13 protein-coding genes and 2 tRNA genes are annotated in these 19,363 nt (G+C 46.7%); 1 reads left to right on the top strand and 14 read right to left on the bottom strand.

Going from position 1 to position 19,363, the window contains the following annotated elements:
* Positions 1–5 precede the first annotated feature (5 nt).
* The 14 genes from pheT to leuB form a co-directional block, all read right to left on the bottom strand.
* The gene (gene pheT / locus PTQ21_RS14190) at positions 6–2,459 is read right to left on the bottom strand and encodes a phenylalanine--tRNA ligase subunit beta (RefSeq protein WP_072734045.1); all 2,454 of its coding nucleotides are present in this window, start codon (positions 2,457–2,459) and stop codon (positions 6–8) included.
* Between the two features lie 72 nt (positions 2,460–2,531).
* A complete protein-coding gene (gene pheS, locus PTQ21_RS14185) occupies positions 2,532–3,566 on the bottom strand; it encodes a phenylalanine--tRNA ligase subunit alpha (protein WP_274570307.1) in 1,035 nt (344 codons plus the stop codon).
* Positions 3,567–4,024: 458 nt separating this feature from the next.
* Positions 4,025–5,917: a ribosomal protection-like ABC-F family protein gene (gene abc-f / locus PTQ21_RS14180; protein WP_274570306.1), complete on the bottom strand. Its 1,893-nt coding sequence runs from the start codon at positions 5,915–5,917 to the stop codon at positions 4,025–4,027.
* A 476-nt stretch (positions 5,918–6,393) separates the two neighbouring features.
* Positions 6,394–6,464 (bottom strand) — tRNA-Gly (locus PTQ21_RS14175).
* Positions 6,465–6,475: 11 nt separating this feature from the next.
* Positions 6,476–6,549: transfer RNA gene (locus tag PTQ21_RS14170), tRNA-Pro, on the bottom strand.
* Between the two features lie 142 nt (positions 6,550–6,691).
* Positions 6,692–8,818, bottom strand: coding sequence for a bifunctional diguanylate cyclase/phosphodiesterase (locus tag PTQ21_RS14165; protein ID WP_079696526.1), 2,127 nt, complete (start codon positions 8,816–8,818; stop codon positions 6,692–6,694).
* Between the two features lie 401 nt (positions 8,819–9,219).
* Entirely contained in the window at positions 9,220–10,176 is a 957-nt protein-coding gene (locus PTQ21_RS14160; protein ID WP_063564204.1) for an aldolase catalytic domain-containing protein, read from the bottom strand.
* Positions 10,177–10,260: 84 nt separating this feature from the next.
* On the bottom strand, positions 10,261–11,577 hold the full coding sequence (locus PTQ21_RS14155) for a hypothetical protein (protein WP_274570304.1): 1,317 nt from the start codon (positions 11,575–11,577) through the stop codon (positions 10,261–10,263).
* A complete protein-coding gene (locus PTQ21_RS14150; RefSeq protein WP_090808639.1) occupies positions 11,574–12,689 on the bottom strand; it encodes a DUF58 domain-containing protein in 1,116 nt (371 codons plus the stop codon). The genes PTQ21_RS14155 and PTQ21_RS14150 overlap by 4 nt, the downstream gene beginning before the upstream one ends.
* Before the next feature lie 3 nt (positions 12,690–12,692).
* Positions 12,693–13,661, bottom strand: a complete 969-nt coding sequence (locus PTQ21_RS14145; RefSeq protein ID WP_063564201.1) for an AAA family ATPase — start codon at positions 13,659–13,661, stop codon at positions 12,693–12,695.
* A gap of 127 nt (positions 13,662–13,788) precedes the next feature.
* Positions 13,789–14,892, bottom strand: a complete 1,104-nt coding sequence (locus tag PTQ21_RS14140; protein ID WP_063564200.1) for an ATP-binding protein — start codon at positions 14,890–14,892, stop codon at positions 13,789–13,791.
* A gap of 443 nt (positions 14,893–15,335) precedes the next feature.
* Entirely contained in the window at positions 15,336–15,752 is a 417-nt protein-coding gene (locus PTQ21_RS14135; RefSeq protein WP_024628323.1) for a hypothetical protein, read from the bottom strand.
* A gap of 357 nt (positions 15,753–16,109) precedes the next feature.
* Entirely contained in the window at positions 16,110–16,649 is a 540-nt protein-coding gene (locus PTQ21_RS14130; RefSeq protein WP_024628322.1) for a peroxiredoxin, read from the bottom strand.
* A 273-nt stretch (positions 16,650–16,922) separates the two neighbouring features.
* On the bottom strand, positions 16,923–18,008 hold the full coding sequence (leuB, locus tag PTQ21_RS14125; protein WP_024628321.1) for a 3-isopropylmalate dehydrogenase: 1,086 nt from the start codon (positions 18,006–18,008) through the stop codon (positions 16,923–16,925).
* A gap of 231 nt (positions 18,009–18,239) precedes the next feature.
* Here leuB and PTQ21_RS14120 point away from each other — a divergent pair, with 231 nt between their 5' ends.
* Complete coding sequence (locus PTQ21_RS14120; protein WP_063564199.1) at positions 18,240–19,220, top strand: aldo/keto reductase; 981 nt, start codon at positions 18,240–18,242, stop codon at positions 19,218–19,220.
* The last annotated feature ends 143 nt before the right edge of the window (positions 19,221–19,363 follow it).

Genomic DNA, 19,363 nt, shown 5'->3' with positions numbered 1-19,363 from the left:
ATGTTCTATTTACGCAATTCGGCTCCAAATTGCTCCTCCAGACGAGCAACAACACGAGCATGAACCTCGGTAATTTCCTCATCTGTCAATGTGCGTTCACGGTTGCGATAAACGAGAGCCATCGCTACGCTCTTCTTGTCTTCACCCAACTTGCTGCCTGTAAACACGTCGAATACCTGTACGGTTTGCAACAGTTCGCCAGCAGATTCACGAATTGAGCGCAGCATATCCCCAGCTTCGATTTCTTTACTCACAACAACTGCGATATCCCGCTCAACTGCCGGGAATCGTGGAAGCTCACGATAACGGATATCCGCATCCGCTTCACTATAGATAGCTTCAAGCCCGATCTCTGCGAGATATACATCGTTCAAATCATATTGCTGTTGCAGTTCAGGATGCAATTGACCCATCGTACCAATCAGTTTGCCCTCTCCGCCATCTTTTGCTTCAAGGTATACCGATGCGGAACGACCAGGGTGGAAGCCTTCTGGACTGTTTGCTACCAGGCGAATGCGCTGCTCCAGGCCCACATAGGCGAACAGGTTCTCAAGTGCACCTTTCAGATCGAAGAAGTCCACTTTCTCTACTCCCACATTCCACTGCTGGGATGCACGATTTCCAGTGAGCAACAAGCTCAGGACCGGAATTTCATGCGGTTGCTTCGTCAGCTTTTCTTCTTCAGTGAAGAACACACTACCTACTTCGAATACAGCCAGTGAATCATGTTTGCGGTTCATGTTATACACCGTGGCATCCAGCATTTGCGGCAAGATGCTCTTACGAAGCACGCTGCGGTCCTCACTCATTGGCATAGCCAGCTTCACGGCTTTACTGCCTTCTGTTAGAGAAGGGAACAAGGATACTTTATCCGGGTGTACGAATGAATAGCTGATCATTTCCTGCCAGCCACTACCTGCAAACAAACCACGAATGGTACGGCGCATTGCTTGTGAACGCGTGTAAGCACCCGGTGTTGTTGGTCCTTCGATCAACGTGGTTGGAATATTGTCGTATCCATACAGACGGGCAATCTCTTCAAACAGATCCACATCAAGTGTAATATCCCCTCTGCGGCTAGGCACTTCAACATCAAGCAGACCCTGCTGCGCATCACCACATGCAAAGTGCAAACGAGCGAAGATGGTTTTCACTTCAAGCAGGGACAACTCGGTTCCCAGATAGCGATTCAGTTTATCCAGCGACAGCTGCACAATATGTTTATCCGCTGCGGCTGTTCCAGCTTCCACGATCCCCTGATGAACTTCGCCTTCCGCATAACGCTGAATCAATTCAGCCGCACGGTTCAATGCCGTAATGACAGCAGCCGGATCGACTTCTTTCTCAAAACGCATGCTTGCTTCGGAACGCAGCCCCAGTTGGCGCGACGTTTTCCGAACGGTTCCGCCGTCGAACTTGGCGGATTCCAGCAACAGATTCACTGTGGTTTCCGTTACCTCGGAATTCTCGCCACCCATAACACCCGCAATGGCTACCGGTTTCACGCCATCCGTAATGAGCAGCATATGCGGCTCCAGCTTGCGCTCCTGGCTATCCAACGTCACGATCGTTTCGCCTTCTTTGGCCATCCGCACTTCAATATGGCCCTTCTCCAGCTTATCTGCATCAAAAGCATGCAGCGGCTGTCCGTATTCCAGCATGACATAGTTCGTGATGTCAACAATATTATTGATCGGACGGATGCCAGCGGCCATCAAACGGTTTTGCATCCACTGCGGGGAAGCTCCCAGCTTGATCCCAGTTACATAGCGGGCTGCATAATGACTGCATTGTTCGTCAGCCGTAATCTCAACCGAGATATGATTCGCAGCCGCATCACCGATTTCCACCAACTTTTGAGTTGGATCAGGCAGTTTCACTTCACGACCAAGAATTGCACCTACTTCATAAGCTGCACCCAGCATGCTCAAACAGTCGGAGCGATTCGGTGTCAGGTCCAGTTCAAGAACATGATCGTCAAGACCAAGCACTTGGCTGATTGGTGTGCCAATTTCCGTTTGTGCCGGCAATACGAGAATGCCTTCTTGTTGGTCCTTCGGCAGCAACTTGTCGTTCATGCCCAGTTCTTTCGCAGAGCAGATCATGCCAAGGGAAACAACGCCGCGCAGCTTGGCTTTTTTGATATCGAGTCCACCAGGGAGCTTCGCTCCTACCAGGGCAACGACTACCTTTTGACCGGCATCCACATTTTTCGCACCACACACGATCTGCAGATCTTCTTCCTGTCCGGCATCAATCACACATACATTCAACTTATCAGCGTCAGGGTGTTTCTCCTTACTCTTCACGTAACCAACAACCACTTTGTTCACGCCCTGGTTCCGGTTCTCCACTACATCAATCTCAATCCCCGCACGGGTGAATTTCTCTGCCAACTCCTGCGGTTCCACGCCTTCCAGCGCGATATAATCAGACAGCCAATCTGTCGATACTCTCATGGACGTTCACTTCCTAATCTATGAATTGGTGTTGCAAATGAAGGGCGTTCGCCCTGTATGCTACTTCGGTAATTACAGTCGTCCGAATTGTTTCAGGAACGCCATATCACTGTTGTAGAAATGACGAATATCATCAATGCCATATTTCAGCATGGCGATACGCTCTACGCCCATTCCGAATGCAAACCCACTGTATTTCTCCGGATCATAACCGCCCATCTCGAGCACTTTCGGGTGAACCATACCGCCGCCCAAAATCTCAAGCCAACCGGTCTGTTTACATACCCTGCAGCCACTGCCACCACATTGCACACAAGTCACATCCACTTCAGCACTTGGCTCTGTGAACGGGAAGAAGCTTGGACGGAGACGAATTTCGGTATGTGAACCGAACATTTCGCGTACGAATTGCAGCAAGGTACCTTTCAGGTCACTCATGCGAATGTTCTCGCTAATAACCAAACCTTCTACCTGATTGAACTGGAACGAATGCGTCGCATCGTCATCGTCACGACGGTATACTTTACCCGGACAGATGACTTTAACAGGAACTTCACCTTTCATGCTTTGCATCGTACGAACCTGAACCGGAGACGTATGCGTACGCATCAGCAGATCTTCTGTTACATAGAAAGAATCCTGCATATCACGCGCCGGGTGGTTCTTCGGCAGGTTCAGTGCTTCGAAGTTGTAATAATCCATTTCAACCTCAGGACCTTCCGCTACGCGGTATCCCATACCGATGAAAATATCTTCGATTTCCTGTACCACTTTGCTCAGTGGATGCAGTCCGCCTTGACGTCCGCGACGTCCTGGCAGGGTCACATCAATTTTTTCGGATTGCAGACGTTTCGCCGTCTCTTCCTTCTGGAACTGCTCCTGCTTGCTATCAATGACTTCTTCAATCGCGCCGCGAACATCATTGGCAACCTGACCAATCACCGGACGTTCCTCTGCACTAAGCGCACCCATACCGCGCAAAATCTCGGTCAATGCACCCTTTTTCCCCAAATACTTTACACGCAGATCACTCAGCGTCTGTGGATCGTTCACGCTAGACAGTTGCTCCAACGCTTCGATCTTTAATGCCTCCAAACGTTCTTTCATGTGTAAATGCCCCCTTTATGTGGTTTAATGCAACAAAAAAAGGCCTTCTCTCCCCTGAAGGGACGAAAAGACCGTGGTACCACCCTTGTTAGACATTCATTGCTGCCCGGCCCTTCCGGCCTGCAACATGTTTGCCTCACTCTATACGGAATAACGACCGTTAACCGTTACCCCCTACTGACTCCTGCGATGAATCGCAAGATATGGTTCAGGGAACCGCTCCGGAGTGAATTTCAGCAGCCTTGTTCTACAGAAACGCTCTCAATCTACGGCGCTTCCTCCCTGTACAGAGGCACTGCTTACTTGTCTCCATCATCACGTTTGCATGTCAGATAAACCTTCAAATTTACTGATGATCGTCCATTATTATATGCAAAATCGCCCGAAATAGCAAGCTGTAAAGCCGCATGATCAAACGTTAAGCCAAAAAGTAAAACGGCATAAGCTTCGTCAATCGATTACTTCTGTTTTCGCAGCTCGTGCAACTGTTTTAAACGACGCTGAATTTCGCGAACCTCGGCAACTTCAGCCGCCCGTTCAATTACATCATCAGGCTTAGTCAACACATCATTGCCCCCACTGTTCATGGGAGATAACAATTCGGATAAACGCATTTCAAGCCGCAGCCGTTCATCATCTGACTCCCGAACCTCAAGGGCAGACTCTCGCAGTTTGATGGATTGCTCCCAGTCCTCCACTCCGCCTTCATACAGTGTAGCCTTCCCACCGGGTTCTAAATCAAGCAAGCGGCTGGCGAGTACTTTGGTCAACATACGGTCATGGGATACGAGTACCAGTGCTCCGGATGCCTGCTTCAATATATTCTCCATCACTTCCTGTGTGTCAATATCCAGATAATTGGTCGGTTCATCTAACACCAGTACATTAGATCCCCCGAAGTACAACCGCAGGAATGCAACTCTGCACTTCTCTCCCATACTCAAATCCCCAATACGCTTGAACACATCATCTCTTGAGAATAAAAAGCATCCGAGAATGGTACGTGCAGCACTTTGTGTCATGGATGGAAGACAGAGCAAACTGTCCAGAAGTGTCTCTCTTTCCGGTAACCCCTCAAGCTCTTGCGAAAAATAACCGATCTTCAGTTGTGGATGACGTGTCACTTTGCCCTGGGATGGTTCCAGATCTCCAATCATCAGTTTGAGCAGTGTCGTCTTGCCTGTGCCATTCGGACCACGTACGGCAAGACGATCTCCACGTTCGACTGCAATCCGGAGATTGTGAATCAATGTCGGGCTCCCCGGATAAGCAAAGCTAACGTCTTCCAGTGCAAGGAGTTGGCGGGCAGCCAGCGTGTTCACCTGCAGCTCCATGTTCAATTTTGCAGCTTCGCGGGGTTTATCCACGCGTTCCTTCTCCAGGCGCTCCAGTTGCTTTTGCTTGGCATGGTAGCGGGAAATGTTCTTGTTGGCTTTCGCTTTGTAAAAGCTCTGAGTTATTTTCACTTCCACATCGCTTGCTGAATTATGAGCCTGATGAAACCACTGCTGATAATTGCGGATCGTCTCTTCTAGCGCTTTCCGTTCCAGCTCCTGCTTGCGATAGGTTGCTTCCTGCTCACGTAATTCGCGTTCCTTATGGCCTTTGTAATCAGTGTAACCGCCTTTATATTTGGTCAGTGCATCCGGACTAAACTCAATGACACCCGTTGCGACCTGATCAATAAAGGTCCGGTCATGAGAAACAAACAACAATGTTCCAGCATAGGCCGAAAGCCATTCTTCAAGCCAGCGCATGCTCTCTTCATCCAGATGATTCGTCGGTTCATCCAAAATCAGAAATTTGGGTTTACTGACCAATAGTCCTGCGAGACGGGCCTTCGTTTTTTGCCCACCACTCAAAGAATGATACGGCCGATTCCAATGTTCCGACGATAACCCCAGACGAGTCAGTACCTTCTCTACCTCAGTCTCCCACATATACCCGTTCAATTGCTCATATTGCTCCATCGCTATCGTATAAGCTTCGAGCAGCCGCTGCTCATCTGCCGCTCCACTGTTGCTCATCCGTTGTTCCAGTATTTCCAGGTCACGCTTTACTTCGTAAATCCGTCCACTTTCCTGCCGGACAGCATCAAGCACATTCATCTCAGGCTTGATCAATGAGCGCTGGCGCATGAAACCCCACTCCTGCTGCGGAATGTGACGTTCAATGCGTCCACCACCCTCTTCTTCTCCAAGAATGATGCGTAATAAGGTGGTCTTGCCACATCCGTTGCGACCCAGAATGGCGAGCCGCTCACCTTCATTTATTTCGAGATTCAAACCTGCAAACAACTCATTCCCGTTCCACTCTTTCGATACTTCATGTAGGCGTACCATTGTCATCATGAGGCCTCATCCTTCCTGCAATTCAAAATAAAAAAACCGCTGGCATCAGCCGGCGGTAGGCAATTCAGGATTGGATAAAGCGTCAAAAAACAAGCATAAGATACCCCACGGTATGAACAAAGAACCCTTAAAAGGGTACACACAAGCAAAGCCAGAACAGACTGCCTGTTTCCATACCTGATCCCATAGCTGAATTTGGACACACGAATCCCCTCATTGCTCAGCCGCTTTTTGGCTGACTGCGTCATAAACTCTCTGCAGTTACTGGGGTTCAATTCATGTGTTTTACTTCATGGGACGTATGGTTACCTCTCATTCATGTGTAGTATCGATTTCTCCGTTATTGTACCAGATGATGGGGAAAAAGCAAAGGTTTTGAATTTGGAGTCAGTGATATTCTCCATTCAAACATGACTTAAAATACACTAACTAACTTCTAGAATTTTTCACAAGGATTTCAGGTGTTGCATTAGTTAAGCGGGTGATGGGAATCGAACCCACGCTATTAGCTTGGAAGGCTAAAGTTCTACCATTGAACTACACCCGCGCGAATGACGATCGGGACGACACGATTTGAACATGCGACCCCCTGGTCCCAAACCAGGTGCTCTACCAAGCTGAGCTACGTCCCGTCAAGTTCCGAGGAACATTAACATGAATTTTACAAAATTAATATACCATGATCATCCAATGCTTGCAACTTCTTTTTACCATTTCTCCCCTAATCTTTCGAAACAAAACAAGACAGAAGCGTGTCCACGCCCCTGTCTATCCTTACCCCGTGGGTTTATCCACATCTCTCAAAAATTTTTTTTCAAAATCGGCTGCCACAATGGGTTTGCTGAAAAAGTACCCTTGAGCCTCATGACAATGCTGATCACGAAGAAATGAAAGCTGGTCCTCATTTTCAACGCCCTCAGCCGTCACTTTCAACTGCAGGTGATGAGCCATCGACGTAATGGTCGACACAATTGCCGCGTTATTGCTGTCCTCCATCACTTCATTGACAAAGGAACGGTCAATCTTGAGGCGGTCAATCGGCAAATCTTTCAAATAGTGCAGTGAACTGTACCCGGTACCAAAATCATCAATACTGATGTGCACACCAATTTCCTTGATTTTGCGCAACTGCTCAAACGCACGATCCTTGTCAAACGTCATGCTCTCCGTAATCTCGAGCTCAAGCCAAACAGGTTCCAAGCCTGTTTCCTTGAGAATGCCGCTGATGTTGTCCAGCAGATGGGAATGTCTGAATTGTCTCATGGACAGGTTAACCGATACACACAGCTTGCGGTAACCTGCTTCTTGCCAGCGCTTGTTCTGTGCACAGGCCTCACGCAATACCCATTCTCCAAGTGGCACGATCAGCCCACTCTCCTCCGCAAGAGGAATAAATTCCCCAGGGGATACTGACCCTCTCAGCGGATGCTGCCAACGTACCAAAGCCTCCATACCCACAATCAAACCACTAGCTAGATTAACCTGCGGCTGATACACAAGATAGAACTGCCCTCGATCCAACGCTTTGCGCAAATCATTCTCAAGCTGCAAACGTTCTTGGGCTTTCATCTGCATCGCATGAGCATATCGGTTTAGCTCTATTCCCTGCTCTTTGGCATTATGCAGCGCTGTATCCGCATTTTGGATGATCTCTTCCGGTGAGTCTCCGTCATGCGGAAATATCGCCATACCAATACCCAACGTGAGATGGTACTCGTTCCCATCCACCGTTACAGGTTTTTCGAACAGTTGCAAGATCGATCTTGTCCGTCGCAACGCCGTATCTGTTGTGCAGAAGTCTGTCATTGTCAGTACGAATTCATCTCTTCCCAGTCCGAACACTTCCTCTCCCGGGAGCGAAGAATGATTCAAACGCTGTCCAACCTGACGAAGTACACGGTTTGCCGCTTGTTGGCCCAACGAATCATTAATCGTTTTGAACCGATTAATATTCAATACCAAGACTCCAACAAGCTGCTCCTCTACCATAGCTGCATTCATCATCACTTTCAGTCGCTGAGAAAGACGACGGCGATTCGGCAGCCCTGTCACATCATCATGGTGAGCAATAAAGTTCATTTTAGCTTCAGCCACCTGTTGTTTGAGGAAAGGCGTATCCACCACAGACGAATACAGTCCCTTCTGGATGAAGAAATAACCCAAACAATCGCTTAACAGACCTAGCAACAGATTGAGATCATTAATCTTCGTAGCAGAGACAAAGTAACATTCTCCAAAGAAGAAACAGAGAATTGCACAAAGGATGGTAGGCAGATCACCATCTTTGCCTTTTTTCCATTGAACGAATAACACAACAGCAGTCACGCCATACAGGATTCCGATCAGAAAATGAATTCGGGTAAACATGCCTCCAAGTACATTGCCCTCCAGCAAGTTCGGCAGTACAGCCCATTCCTGAATAGCCACTGTATACAAAACAACAAAAATGCCGAGTGTTCCGCTGAAGAGTAAAAATTTGCGTGGTAACGCAATTTCCCTCTCGCTAACTGCATATATGAACAGCAAACCTGCCGCACAAACAAGAGATCCCAGCGACATCATCTTCAGCGAGAATTCTGATTCCACCATTGCGCCATTCGGCATTTCTTCGGCAAAAGAAACGATGTGAACCAGTTCAAATAAACCAATTAATAAAAACAGTGTAGTCATAAGGACCCTTCGGAGGGTCAGTCTTTGAGTCTGAAATAACCAGCTTTGATTATAAATGCCGATACAGGCCGCTGCTGCAGCGAAGCCACCCAAGAGTGTCAAAACCGGGTAACCCGATATGATCAGATCAGAGCTTGCAGAGGAACGAAACCATTGACTTGCGAGGAAACACAATAAGCCGCCTATCGCGACCCAACCTATTTTTCTCTGATCTTGCTGATTAGCCTTCATGCCGTGTTTTCCTTCCCGGGATCACCTATCCTGAAATAACTTTAACGATATAAATTTACATTGTTACAATATTCGACATTTTTACATCTACCAACGTTCAATTCACATGCGAATACATGCTATCTGGTACATAATAACATTTATTTCCGCAGACGTGAACAAAAAAATAAGCACTCCTAGGAATATTTATTCATAGATATGTAGAAAAACAAGGCAATAAGAACTAAAAAAACATGAACTCCTCATTGGAGTCCATGTTTTTTTGATTTGCAACTGTATTTTAGACTAATTTTCGCCACATGTGCATCATTCGACTTAAAACGCTAATGCGCTAAAGTTATAGTCGTATTAGATCCATCTCTTGTTGACTTGAAGTCAATCTCAAGAATTATGCAACAAGCTTATTTGTCAAAATTCACTTCTGGTGTTGTCAATTTATCATAGAAATCAACAACCTTGTCTTTGTCTTCCGACGAACGCAGTGCCATCGCCGAGCGAGGATGCTCGTCCAATGTACCTGTAATCATATAAGGCAAAATGTAACCCCACTCTTCTTTTTCACGGAGAGGGACCATCAATTGCTCCAATACACCCAGTACTGGACGCAGGTTGTATTTTGTGCCTTTCAAATGAGCAACGAGCAGTTCAGTAGGACAGTTTCCTGCAGCACGTCCCATACCGTATACGGAAGCATCCAGCAGTTCAACGCCAAGCTCAGCTGCTACCAACGAGTTCGAGAACGCCAGTTGCATGTTATTGTGTGTGTGAACGCCAAGACGTTTGTTCGGCAGATGAGTTTTGAACTTCTCCACCAGATATTTCACATCGTTATGATCCAGGCTTCCATAGGAGTCTACTATGTATACAACATCCACAGAACTTTCCTTGATCAGTTCAAAAGCTTCCAGCAGTTCATTTTCCATAACATTAGACAATGCCATAATGTTCAGCGTTGTTTCATATCCACGATCGTGGAATGTTTGAACCAGAGCAAGTGCCTTGTCTACATCTTTGCTGTAACAAGCTACACGGATCAGATCCAGCATGCTTTCGCTGCGCGGCAGAATGTCATTTTCGTCCACACGTCCAACGTCAACGAGTGCAGACAATTTGGTATTGCCTTTTTGCGGAATTACTTTACGCAGGAAATCATCATTCAGAAAACGCCATGGTCCTGCTTCTTCTGCACCTTTCAAGAGCTTAGGTGAGTTTTTGTATCCAATTTCCATATAATCAACGCCGGCTTCATTCAATCCAGCATAGAGCTGTTGAACAAAGTCCACGCTAAAGTCCCAGTTATTTACCAATCCGCCATCACGGATTGTACAATCTACTATTTTGCAATGATTTGTCTTCATTTAATGTCTGCTCCTTTTCTGACCAACTTGTGTATTCCTCTCATGATACTTGAACGTAACAAGAAAAGTAAAGGGATTCCCGACTTATTTACTTCGATAAGATTTCCATATCCGATCAATCTCACTCATCTCGGAATCATCTGGAGATTTCTTCCCATAGCGTACAGCGTTATAGGTATCTGGTAGCATTACAGAGAGCTTCTGATCATCTTCTCTGACCCCATGCTGAACAATCGTCTCCGCAGCCTCCAGTGGCGTATGTGCACCCTGTATATGCACGCCCCGGTGTGCAGCTCTGTCAATCCACTTTCGATAATAATATCGAACACGTTCAGCTTCCTGTGAGGGCAGCGACTCCTTCTTGCGGAACCAGGATTTGCGCGTTTTTGCAGGCACCTCTAACGTTTCGCTAATGTCCACATACTCCGTCCGGGGTTCTACCTTCTTCTGACCGGGCTGCAGTAGCCCTTTGAAACGCTCCATAAGTTTGTTTATCGCCTTCTGTCCCAAACGTAGGATAAGCCACAAGATCACAACTGCGACAGCCCCCATGACTACCCATCCCAGGATATCCCAGAAAACAGAGGGCTCCCCTGCCGGTTCCATCCCTTCAGGTATCATTGGCGGTTCATTTGGAGCTGTAGGCGTAATAGGTGGCTCCTGATTGGAACTCGAACCTATTAAACCTCTGATCCAAGCAAGCAGACGGTCACGCAGTGGTCCTAGCCAAGCAACAAGACTGGGAAAAGCACCAATTCCTGCGATCACAATCAGCATCCATAACAGACGCTGATGATTCGCCCGGGCAAACTCACGTAACACGATCCTTTTTGAGCCATCATTTAATATCGCCCGATCCAGCTGCACACTGTATTGGCCTACCAACCAGCCAACAAAACTGATTAATCCCGCTGCATATATGGTTCCGGTGTAAGCCCGAAGAGGTTGCATGAATTCAATTCCATTGGCCGCCCCACTAAGCACAATTGCACTGACTACACCCCAAATCTGCAAGCGCCAAATCAAAATCGAACGGAAAACAGGTTGAAAATTCAACCCAATATAGGCTGAAATTACACCCCATATCACTGCAGTCAGCAAATCAGGTAAAGGAAAAGCCCACACTAGTGTGATAACCAATGAGACCAACAGCCCCATAAGCAACGCTGCACCCCATCGAATAAACGTGTTTTTTTCACTGATGGTTGGTAACCTGTGTTGTACCCACTGACCTAACCAGCCAGCAATAACAAAGATAGCCATTAATGTGTATGGAAAATGTCCCGTTGCATAGAGAGAAGTAAGCGTTAATAGCGGATAGAAATATACTCCAATCAACAGAACGGCCGACAAGGATAAAAGTACTTTTTCCTTGGTATTGTTGCTGTTGGACTCATTCATGCACTCACCGCCTTGGAATCGCTTTTCCCGCCCTCTACGGGGAGTATGGTCACACGGTGGCCTTGCTCATGCAAACGCGCAATTTCATGTTCCATAGCTGGAGATACATAGGACGTAATTAAGAGATAACTGCGAACCTGCTGAGCCTCTTCATTCCGTTCGACCTCATCACTCAGGAACTGCTCCATGGGAACCATGCATTTCAGCTCCGTCTCTGCCATAGCTTCCAGTAACATTTCCAGATGAGGACTGCCGTAATCTGGCTCAATCCGTAATGGATCACGCCCTCCACTTACACGGTAGCCATTATGAGCAAATCCTGCGGGTAACCCTCTTCCAATCGCATCTACCGCGGCTGTTGCCGCATAACGGAGTGCCCGTTCGATCATCTCGGGGCGGGTAACGACACTCCACATGTCTGCTGACTCCTGAATGTTAACCACAATCCAGGATTGAGGGTCCGCAGTCCATCCCTGCTTATAAACCTGCAATTCTCCTGTGCGTGCACTCGCTTTCCAATGAATACGGTTCATCGGATCACCCGCACCATACGGTCGTACCCCGAGAATCAGAAAGGGATCTTCAACAATCCAACGGGATACTTCAACCTCACCCTGCCATACCTGATAAATCGCAGGCAGATCCTCCGCATGAACAAGTGAAGGATAGACGACCATGGACAGATGAACGGGAATAGGCTTCGAGGTACGCCAAAGGCCGAACAAGTCCCCTCCGGTCATGGTTACGGTGTTTAACGTGTAGATCCCACGTCTACTGCATACAAAAGGATGCTTGCGCGTAATACGGGTAAACGGTTTCAAAGTAAAGATACTTTTATGATTCTGATAAATATCTCCCTGACTGATATCCATGCCTGAGCCGGAACGGAATACAAATGAAACTGGCATCATAGCTTCAAGTCTGAGCCATGGAACCGATATTCGTTTTTCATTCGCAATCGTCTCAACCATCTCCAGCTCATCCCCGGCGTAACAACGCATTTTGCTGAACTGTCTGGTATACTTCAGCTTGCGTAAAGCCGGACGGCCGAACCATATGCCGTGTACTCCAATAACAATGCCTCCAACAACGACAAGCCATAGTAATGCCATATGTTATCGCCCGCTGCCTGTAGCAAGATTCTCCGTCGGCACTTCAATCTGGCTCAGAAGTTCCTGAATAATACGCTCCGCCAAGCCCTCTTGTTGTCTCACCCGGTTACGAAATACAAGCCGATGGGCTAACACGGGCTCCGCCAATAATTTAATATCATCAGGGAGAACGAAGTCTCTGCCATGTAAAGCAGCCCAGGCCTGACTTGCCTTGAGCAACGCCTGAGCTCCTCGTGGACTTACGCCCAGTGAAAGCTCGGGATGCTGCCTAGTCGCTTCTGTCAGACGGATAATATATCGTAATAGATCTTCGTCGATTTGGACCGATGTATAAGTGCTCTGTGCCTCAAGCAGCTGCTCGCGACTAATGATAGCGGACAGATCGGCAACAGAAAGGCTCGCTACCGTACGTCTCAGAATTTCTACACTTTCTTCACTGCTTGGATAGCCCATTCGGATCTTCATCATGAAACGATCCATCTGTGCCTCGGGTAATGGAAAAGTTCCCTGGTTATCTACCGGGTTTTGTGTGGCAATGACGATAAATGGTCGTTCCAGCTGTCTGGTTGAACCATCAATACTGATCTGCCGTTCCTCCATACACTCCAGCAAACTGGATTGGGTACGCGGTGTAGCCCGGTTAATCTCATCTGCCAGCACCAAGTTGGCAAACAGGGGGCCAGGTCTGAATTCAAAGTCACCTTCTTTTTGGTTGAAAAAATGAATACCTGTCAAATCGGATGGCAAAAGATCCGGTGTGAACTGAATACGCTGGAAGGTACAGTCCAGTGAAGAGGCTACTGATTTGGCCAACATGGTTTTTCCCGTACCGGGTACGTCCTCCAGCAGGACATGCCCTGAGGCAATAATTGCTGTCATCACAAGCTCAATCGTATGGTCTTTGCCCACAATGATCTTCCCTACATGGTCCATTAGCTGTTTGTTCATTTGTTCCATTCCCTGGATATTCATAATTGGTTCTTCCTCCCGTAAATTGAGCTATGTATTCGCATTCATTCTAACTATAACCCTAATCGCCCTAACAAAAAACAACAGGAATCGGCGGGTTAGCCAATTCCTGTTCGCATTACTCTTGTGTTTACACCAAGGGAAGCATAATGATGAACCGGGTGCCTTCCCCTTTTTTGCTATCCACAGAAATATTGCCTCCGTGATTTTTGATAATGCGGTAACTCACGGAAAGTCCCAGCCCTGTTCCGCTCTCCTTGGTGGTGAAAAACGGGTCAAACAGGCGCACAAGGGTGTTGTGATCCATTCCCTGTCCATTATCAGCAATGGATATCTGCACATACTTGTTCTCGGTTCCCGTAGAGATCTGAATCAAGCCAGTATGCTCTTCGCCCACATCCTCGATGGCATCCATTGCGTTTTTAACCATATTCAAAATTACCTGCTTAATCTGTTTGACATCAATGGACACATTTAACGGGACTTCTGCTTCATCCAGGGTGATCTCGCACCCCTTCATCAATCCTTCGCTTTCTGTCAGCAAGACCACCTCTTTGAGCAAAGAGTTAACAGAAATAATGGTCTTCTGAGGAGCTGACGGTTTCGAGGAATTCAGAAATTCGTAGATAATGTCGTTCGCCCTGTCAATCTCCGTTAGAATGATTCGAGCGTACTCGTCTTTCCCCAATTGCAACAAATGAGGACGAAGCAACTGGATAAATCCGCGGATAGCCGTCAAAGGATTGCGAATCTCATGGGCAATCGACGCCGAAATCCGCCCCAACATTGCAAGTTTGTCATTCTGATAAGCGGTCTGCTCAATCTGTTTATAATCGGAAACATCCTTCACACTGAAGAGGAAGTCCCCATCCATCTGATCCCCGTACGTTACTGTAACCAGCCAATGCCTGCCATACTCGTCAATCAATTCATGATAGCGCTTACGATGAAAGATAGTTTCCCGATAGATGCGTAAAATTTTCTTTTTCTTGAATCGGCTCATCTGTGGATGATGCAGCATTTGCATCAGGGTGCAGCCGCTCAATAGACTCCTAGGAAGCTCCAACAATTTTGCCATTTGAACGTTAATAAACGTCAATACACCGTTACTGTCAAACAACATTATACCGCTATCCAGATGTTCCAGGACATTCTCATACTTGTTGTTATCCAGATGTACAGGCGGGAATCCATTCGTTGGTCGAGGCACTGTATCCTGAAATTCACTAATCATGTCAGGTTCCTCCTTTTCACGTAAATGATAAACTTGCCATTCGGACATCATATCATCACAGAAACAGGAAGGGCCGATTTTATTTTTCATTACCGGTGCCCTTTCATTAGGGGGCTGAGCCGAAAATATGGATGGCATGTCCGGAACCCAAGCTGGTCTATTCCGGGTAACCAAGAGTCGATCCGGAAAACATTATACGTCTGTTCCATTCTAACCTTCTCCTATTCCCAAACACGAACATTTTTTGCTCCGCCTCTTTTGCAAGTCTGTTTTTATCATAGACAAGTTTATAGAAGGGAGTCAATCGGAGAAAGTGTCGAATGGAAATTATTTTAAGAAAAACCGTGAATTAGTTTCTATATACAACAAAAACGAAGCTTATTCGCTCGATTAGCGAATAAGCTCCGTTTGTATAGTTTAAATTTTAAATAATTAAATTCAATCTATAGTCCACTCTTGTTATGCTGAATTTTGAGTCTGCGCTGACTCATGACGGCTAAGCGACGCTTAAGTTCACTTTCCCACTTCTCATCCTTCATTTCCTTGGCAAGACGAAGTAGATCCAGAGACATGTCGATCTGACGCTGCACAATGACCATAGCATCCTCGCTTTCACGATTCACGCAATTTTCAAAAATCGCATCTTCGTCTTCCGTCACGTAATCTTGAAAATCAATCTCCGACGCACCATCTCCATGCGCATATTCAGCCAAAATTTCATATTCATTTTCCACTTTATAATGCACTTCTACCCGGTGACACACCGGACAAAACAGCAGGGGAACATTATGAACCTGGGTGCGGTAATGCTTCAGCGTGCCCTTTGTTCCCACCATACTTGCCCCACAACAGTAACTCATTTTTGTTCACCCTCCTTATAACGTGCCGAGACTTTTTAATGGATAGCAGTCCCGTACACTTCAAGCACTTCCGAAAAAGGAATAGTTCCATCAGTGTATCACATTCATGTACAAATTATAAATGCAGAGCACCGGAATATTTACCGGGTTTCCATACCCTATTCGCCTTAAGGCCCTTCGATTCCTCTTTCCAGAGATAAAATGAAGGCTTTCTTCTATTACATCATTACCACGTTTACGTCCCTGTTTAAACACTTTTCTTCCTTTAGGCTTTATATTCTCGCAAAAGGGTGCAAAAAGCCCTCAATCCCATGAGGGATGAGGGCTTGAACAATAAACGTTCAAGTTCAATCAGGCTTACAGGTTGTTGTCGCCTGGTTTCCAGTTCATTGCACACAATCCACCGGATTGCAGAGCTTGCAGTACACGAAGTGTTTCTTCAACACTACGGCCTACATCATTGTGGTTAACGACTTGGTATTTCAATTCGCCTTCTGGATCGATGATGAACAAGCCGCGCAGTGCAACGCCTTCTTCTTCGATCAGAATGCCATAATCTTTAGCAACTTGTTTCGTGATGTCGGAAGCAAGTGGGAAGTTCAATTGACCAAGACCATTGCTGTCTTTAGGTGTGTTGATCCAAGCTTTGTGGCTGTGTACGGAGTCAACGCTCACGCCAAGAACTTCAGTATCCAAAGCTTTGAATTGCTCAGCAGCATCACTCAAAGCTGTAATTTCAGTTGGGCACACAAAAGTGAAATCCAAAGGATAAAAGAAAAATACGAGCCATTTGCCACGATAATCGGACAGTTTTACGGAACCAAAGTCTTGTCCATCTCCCGATACTGTTTCCATTGCAAAATCCGGTGCGGGTCTACCAACCAAACGTTCTGCCATAACTAACAATTCCTCCTTTGGGATTATGTAAGCACTCATATTGAATGCTCATCATCAAGAAAAACGAGAACGCTTTTCCTGTAATTAAAATGGGTTTGTTACTTGATAACAAGTACAAGTAAAATGTTATCATCCGGACTTCTCAAAGTCAAGATTATAATCGTTGTTTTATTATAATAATTATAAATAAGGATTTTTCGTGGCAAAAACCATAAAGATACAGCCCTCTGCAATTCCGGATCGGAGCAAAGGGCTGTACTGTTCGTACTATTATTAAGCCTGTTTCTGAATTGCCGCGACGATCAGATCGCCCATTTCCGTCGTGCTGATCGCTTTGCTCTTGTCTACAGCGATATCGCTTGTACGATGTCCCGCATTCAGCACATCAGACACAGCTGCTTCAATTGCATCAGCACCTTCTGCATAACCAAAGGTTGTACGGAACATCAATGCCAGCGAAAGGATCGTTGCGATCGGGTTCGCCAGTCCTTGACCTGCGATATCCGGTGCTGAACCGTGTACTGGCTCATACAGACCAAAGCTGCCTTCACCCAGCGATGCAGATGCCAGCATGCCGATCGAACCTGTCAGCATCGCTGCTTCATCACTAAGGATATCTCCGAACATATTTTCAGTCACGATAACGTCAAAGCTGGATGGACGACGCAGCAACTGCATTGCACAGTTGTCTACAAGCACATGTTCCACTTCAACATCCGGATATTCCGGTGCTACACGGTTAACGACTTCTCTCCAAAGACGGGAAGTTTCCAGCACGTTAGCTTTATCTACCGAAGCCAATCTTTTGCTACGTCCTTGGGCAATTACAAAAGCCTGACGAACGATGCGCTCCACTTCAGTTACATTATATACGCATGTATCCACTGCTTCTTCGCCTTGTGCACCTTCACGTCTGAACTTTTCACCAAAGTAGATTCCCCCGGTCAACTCACGCACGACCATCAGATCCGTACCTTCCAGCACTTCCGGTTTCAAGGTGGAAGCATCCTTCAAGCAATCAAATACCACTGCCGGACGCAGATTTGAGAACAATCCGAGCGCTTTGCGAATGCCGAGCAAGCCTGTTTCCGGACGCAATTCCTTGCTGTTGTTGTCCCATTTTGGACCACCAACGGCTCCGAGCAGCACAGCATCTGCACTCTTACATACTGTCAGTGTTTCTTCAGGAAGCGGCGTACCTTTCTCATCAATAGCGATTCCACCAAACAGCGCATGCTCTGTCTCAAAACGGTATCCGAACACTTCCTCCGTACGTTTGAGAACTTTCTCTGCCTCTGCTACAACTTCAGGACCAATTCCGTCACCTGCGATAACTGCAATTTTTTTCACGTCTGCCATGGGTTGTCCACTCCTTATATCCATTCATTCGGTTATTCACTTCAATAATTAACGTGTCATTTTTAACTCTCTCCTTTGTATCATATTCAGAGGTCATTTGACCAAGATATACAATCTATGACTTTAATAGTTTTTACCTATAAGTGGTTTAAGATTGGTTGTTCTGTACCTCTGACTGAGTTAAAATAAAGCCTGAAGACAAATTCAGGTAACTCAGGAGGGATTGCAATCATGCAATACACGTACTTGGGAAAATCAGGTCTTAAAGTCAGCCGGATCTGTCTCGGCACGATGAACTTTGGTCCTGCTACAGACGAAAAAGAGGCATTCCGTATCATGGATGCGGCACTCGATGCTGGTGTGAACTTTTTTGATACCGCTAACATTTACGGCTGGGGCGAAAATTCAGGTCTCACCGAGGAGATCATTGGACGCTGGTTTAAACAGGGCGGCGGCAGACGTGAAAAAGTTGTACTTGCGACCAAAGTCTATGGCTCTATGCACGACGATACAGACGGTCCAAACAACGATGCAGGTCTCTCCGCTTACAAAATCAGACGGCATCTGGAAGGTTCCCTCCGCCGCCTGCAAACCGATCATGTTGAATTGTACCAGATGCACCATGTTGATCCCGCCATCTCGTGGGACGAGCTTTGGGGCGCATTTGAGAACGCTGTTCATCAAGGCAAAATTGGTTATGTAGGTTCAAGTAACTTTGCTGGTTGGCAGATTGCCGTTGCCCAAAGCGAGGCCAAAAATCGCCATTTCCTCGGTCTTGTATCCGAGCAGCATAAATACAGTCTTAACTGCCGTTTGCCTGAGCTCGAAGTGCTGCCCGCAGCGAAAGAACTGGGCCTTGGCGTTATTCCATGGAGTCCGCTTGATGGTGGTTTACTTGGACGCAATGCCCTCCAGAAGCTGGAAGGTACACGCAGTGGAGGCATTGCTGAACGGATTGAATCCCATCAAACTCAGTTGGAACAATTCGCAGCACTTTGCCGCGAACTCGGCGAACCACAGGATACCATAGCTTTGGCTTGGGTTGCCGCCAATCCAGCAGTTACCGCACCCATTATTGGGCCTCGTACGCTGGAGCAGTTTGAAACTGCGCTTAAATGTTTGGATGTACCTTTGGAAGAAGCGGTCCTCAAACGTTTGGATGAAATCTTCCCAGGTCCGGGAGGACAAGCTCCAAACGCTTATGCTTGGTAAAAGCTTATCAGCTTTACTGAGTACGTCATTTCAATGAAAATGCTCTAAATAATAATGCAATTATCCTATACGTAACAACAAAAAAGTCTGACCTTCAAATGTTGAGGGTCAGACTTTTTATGTACCTCACTGAACTACAATAC

It is taken from the genome of Paenibacillus marchantiae, assembly GCF_028771845.1.
GTDB classification, from domain to species: Bacteria; Bacillota; Bacilli; order Paenibacillales; family Paenibacillaceae; genus Paenibacillus; species Paenibacillus marchantiae.
Note: the sequence above shows the minus strand (reverse complement) of the source record. Positions and strands in the feature narration are given on the sequence as shown.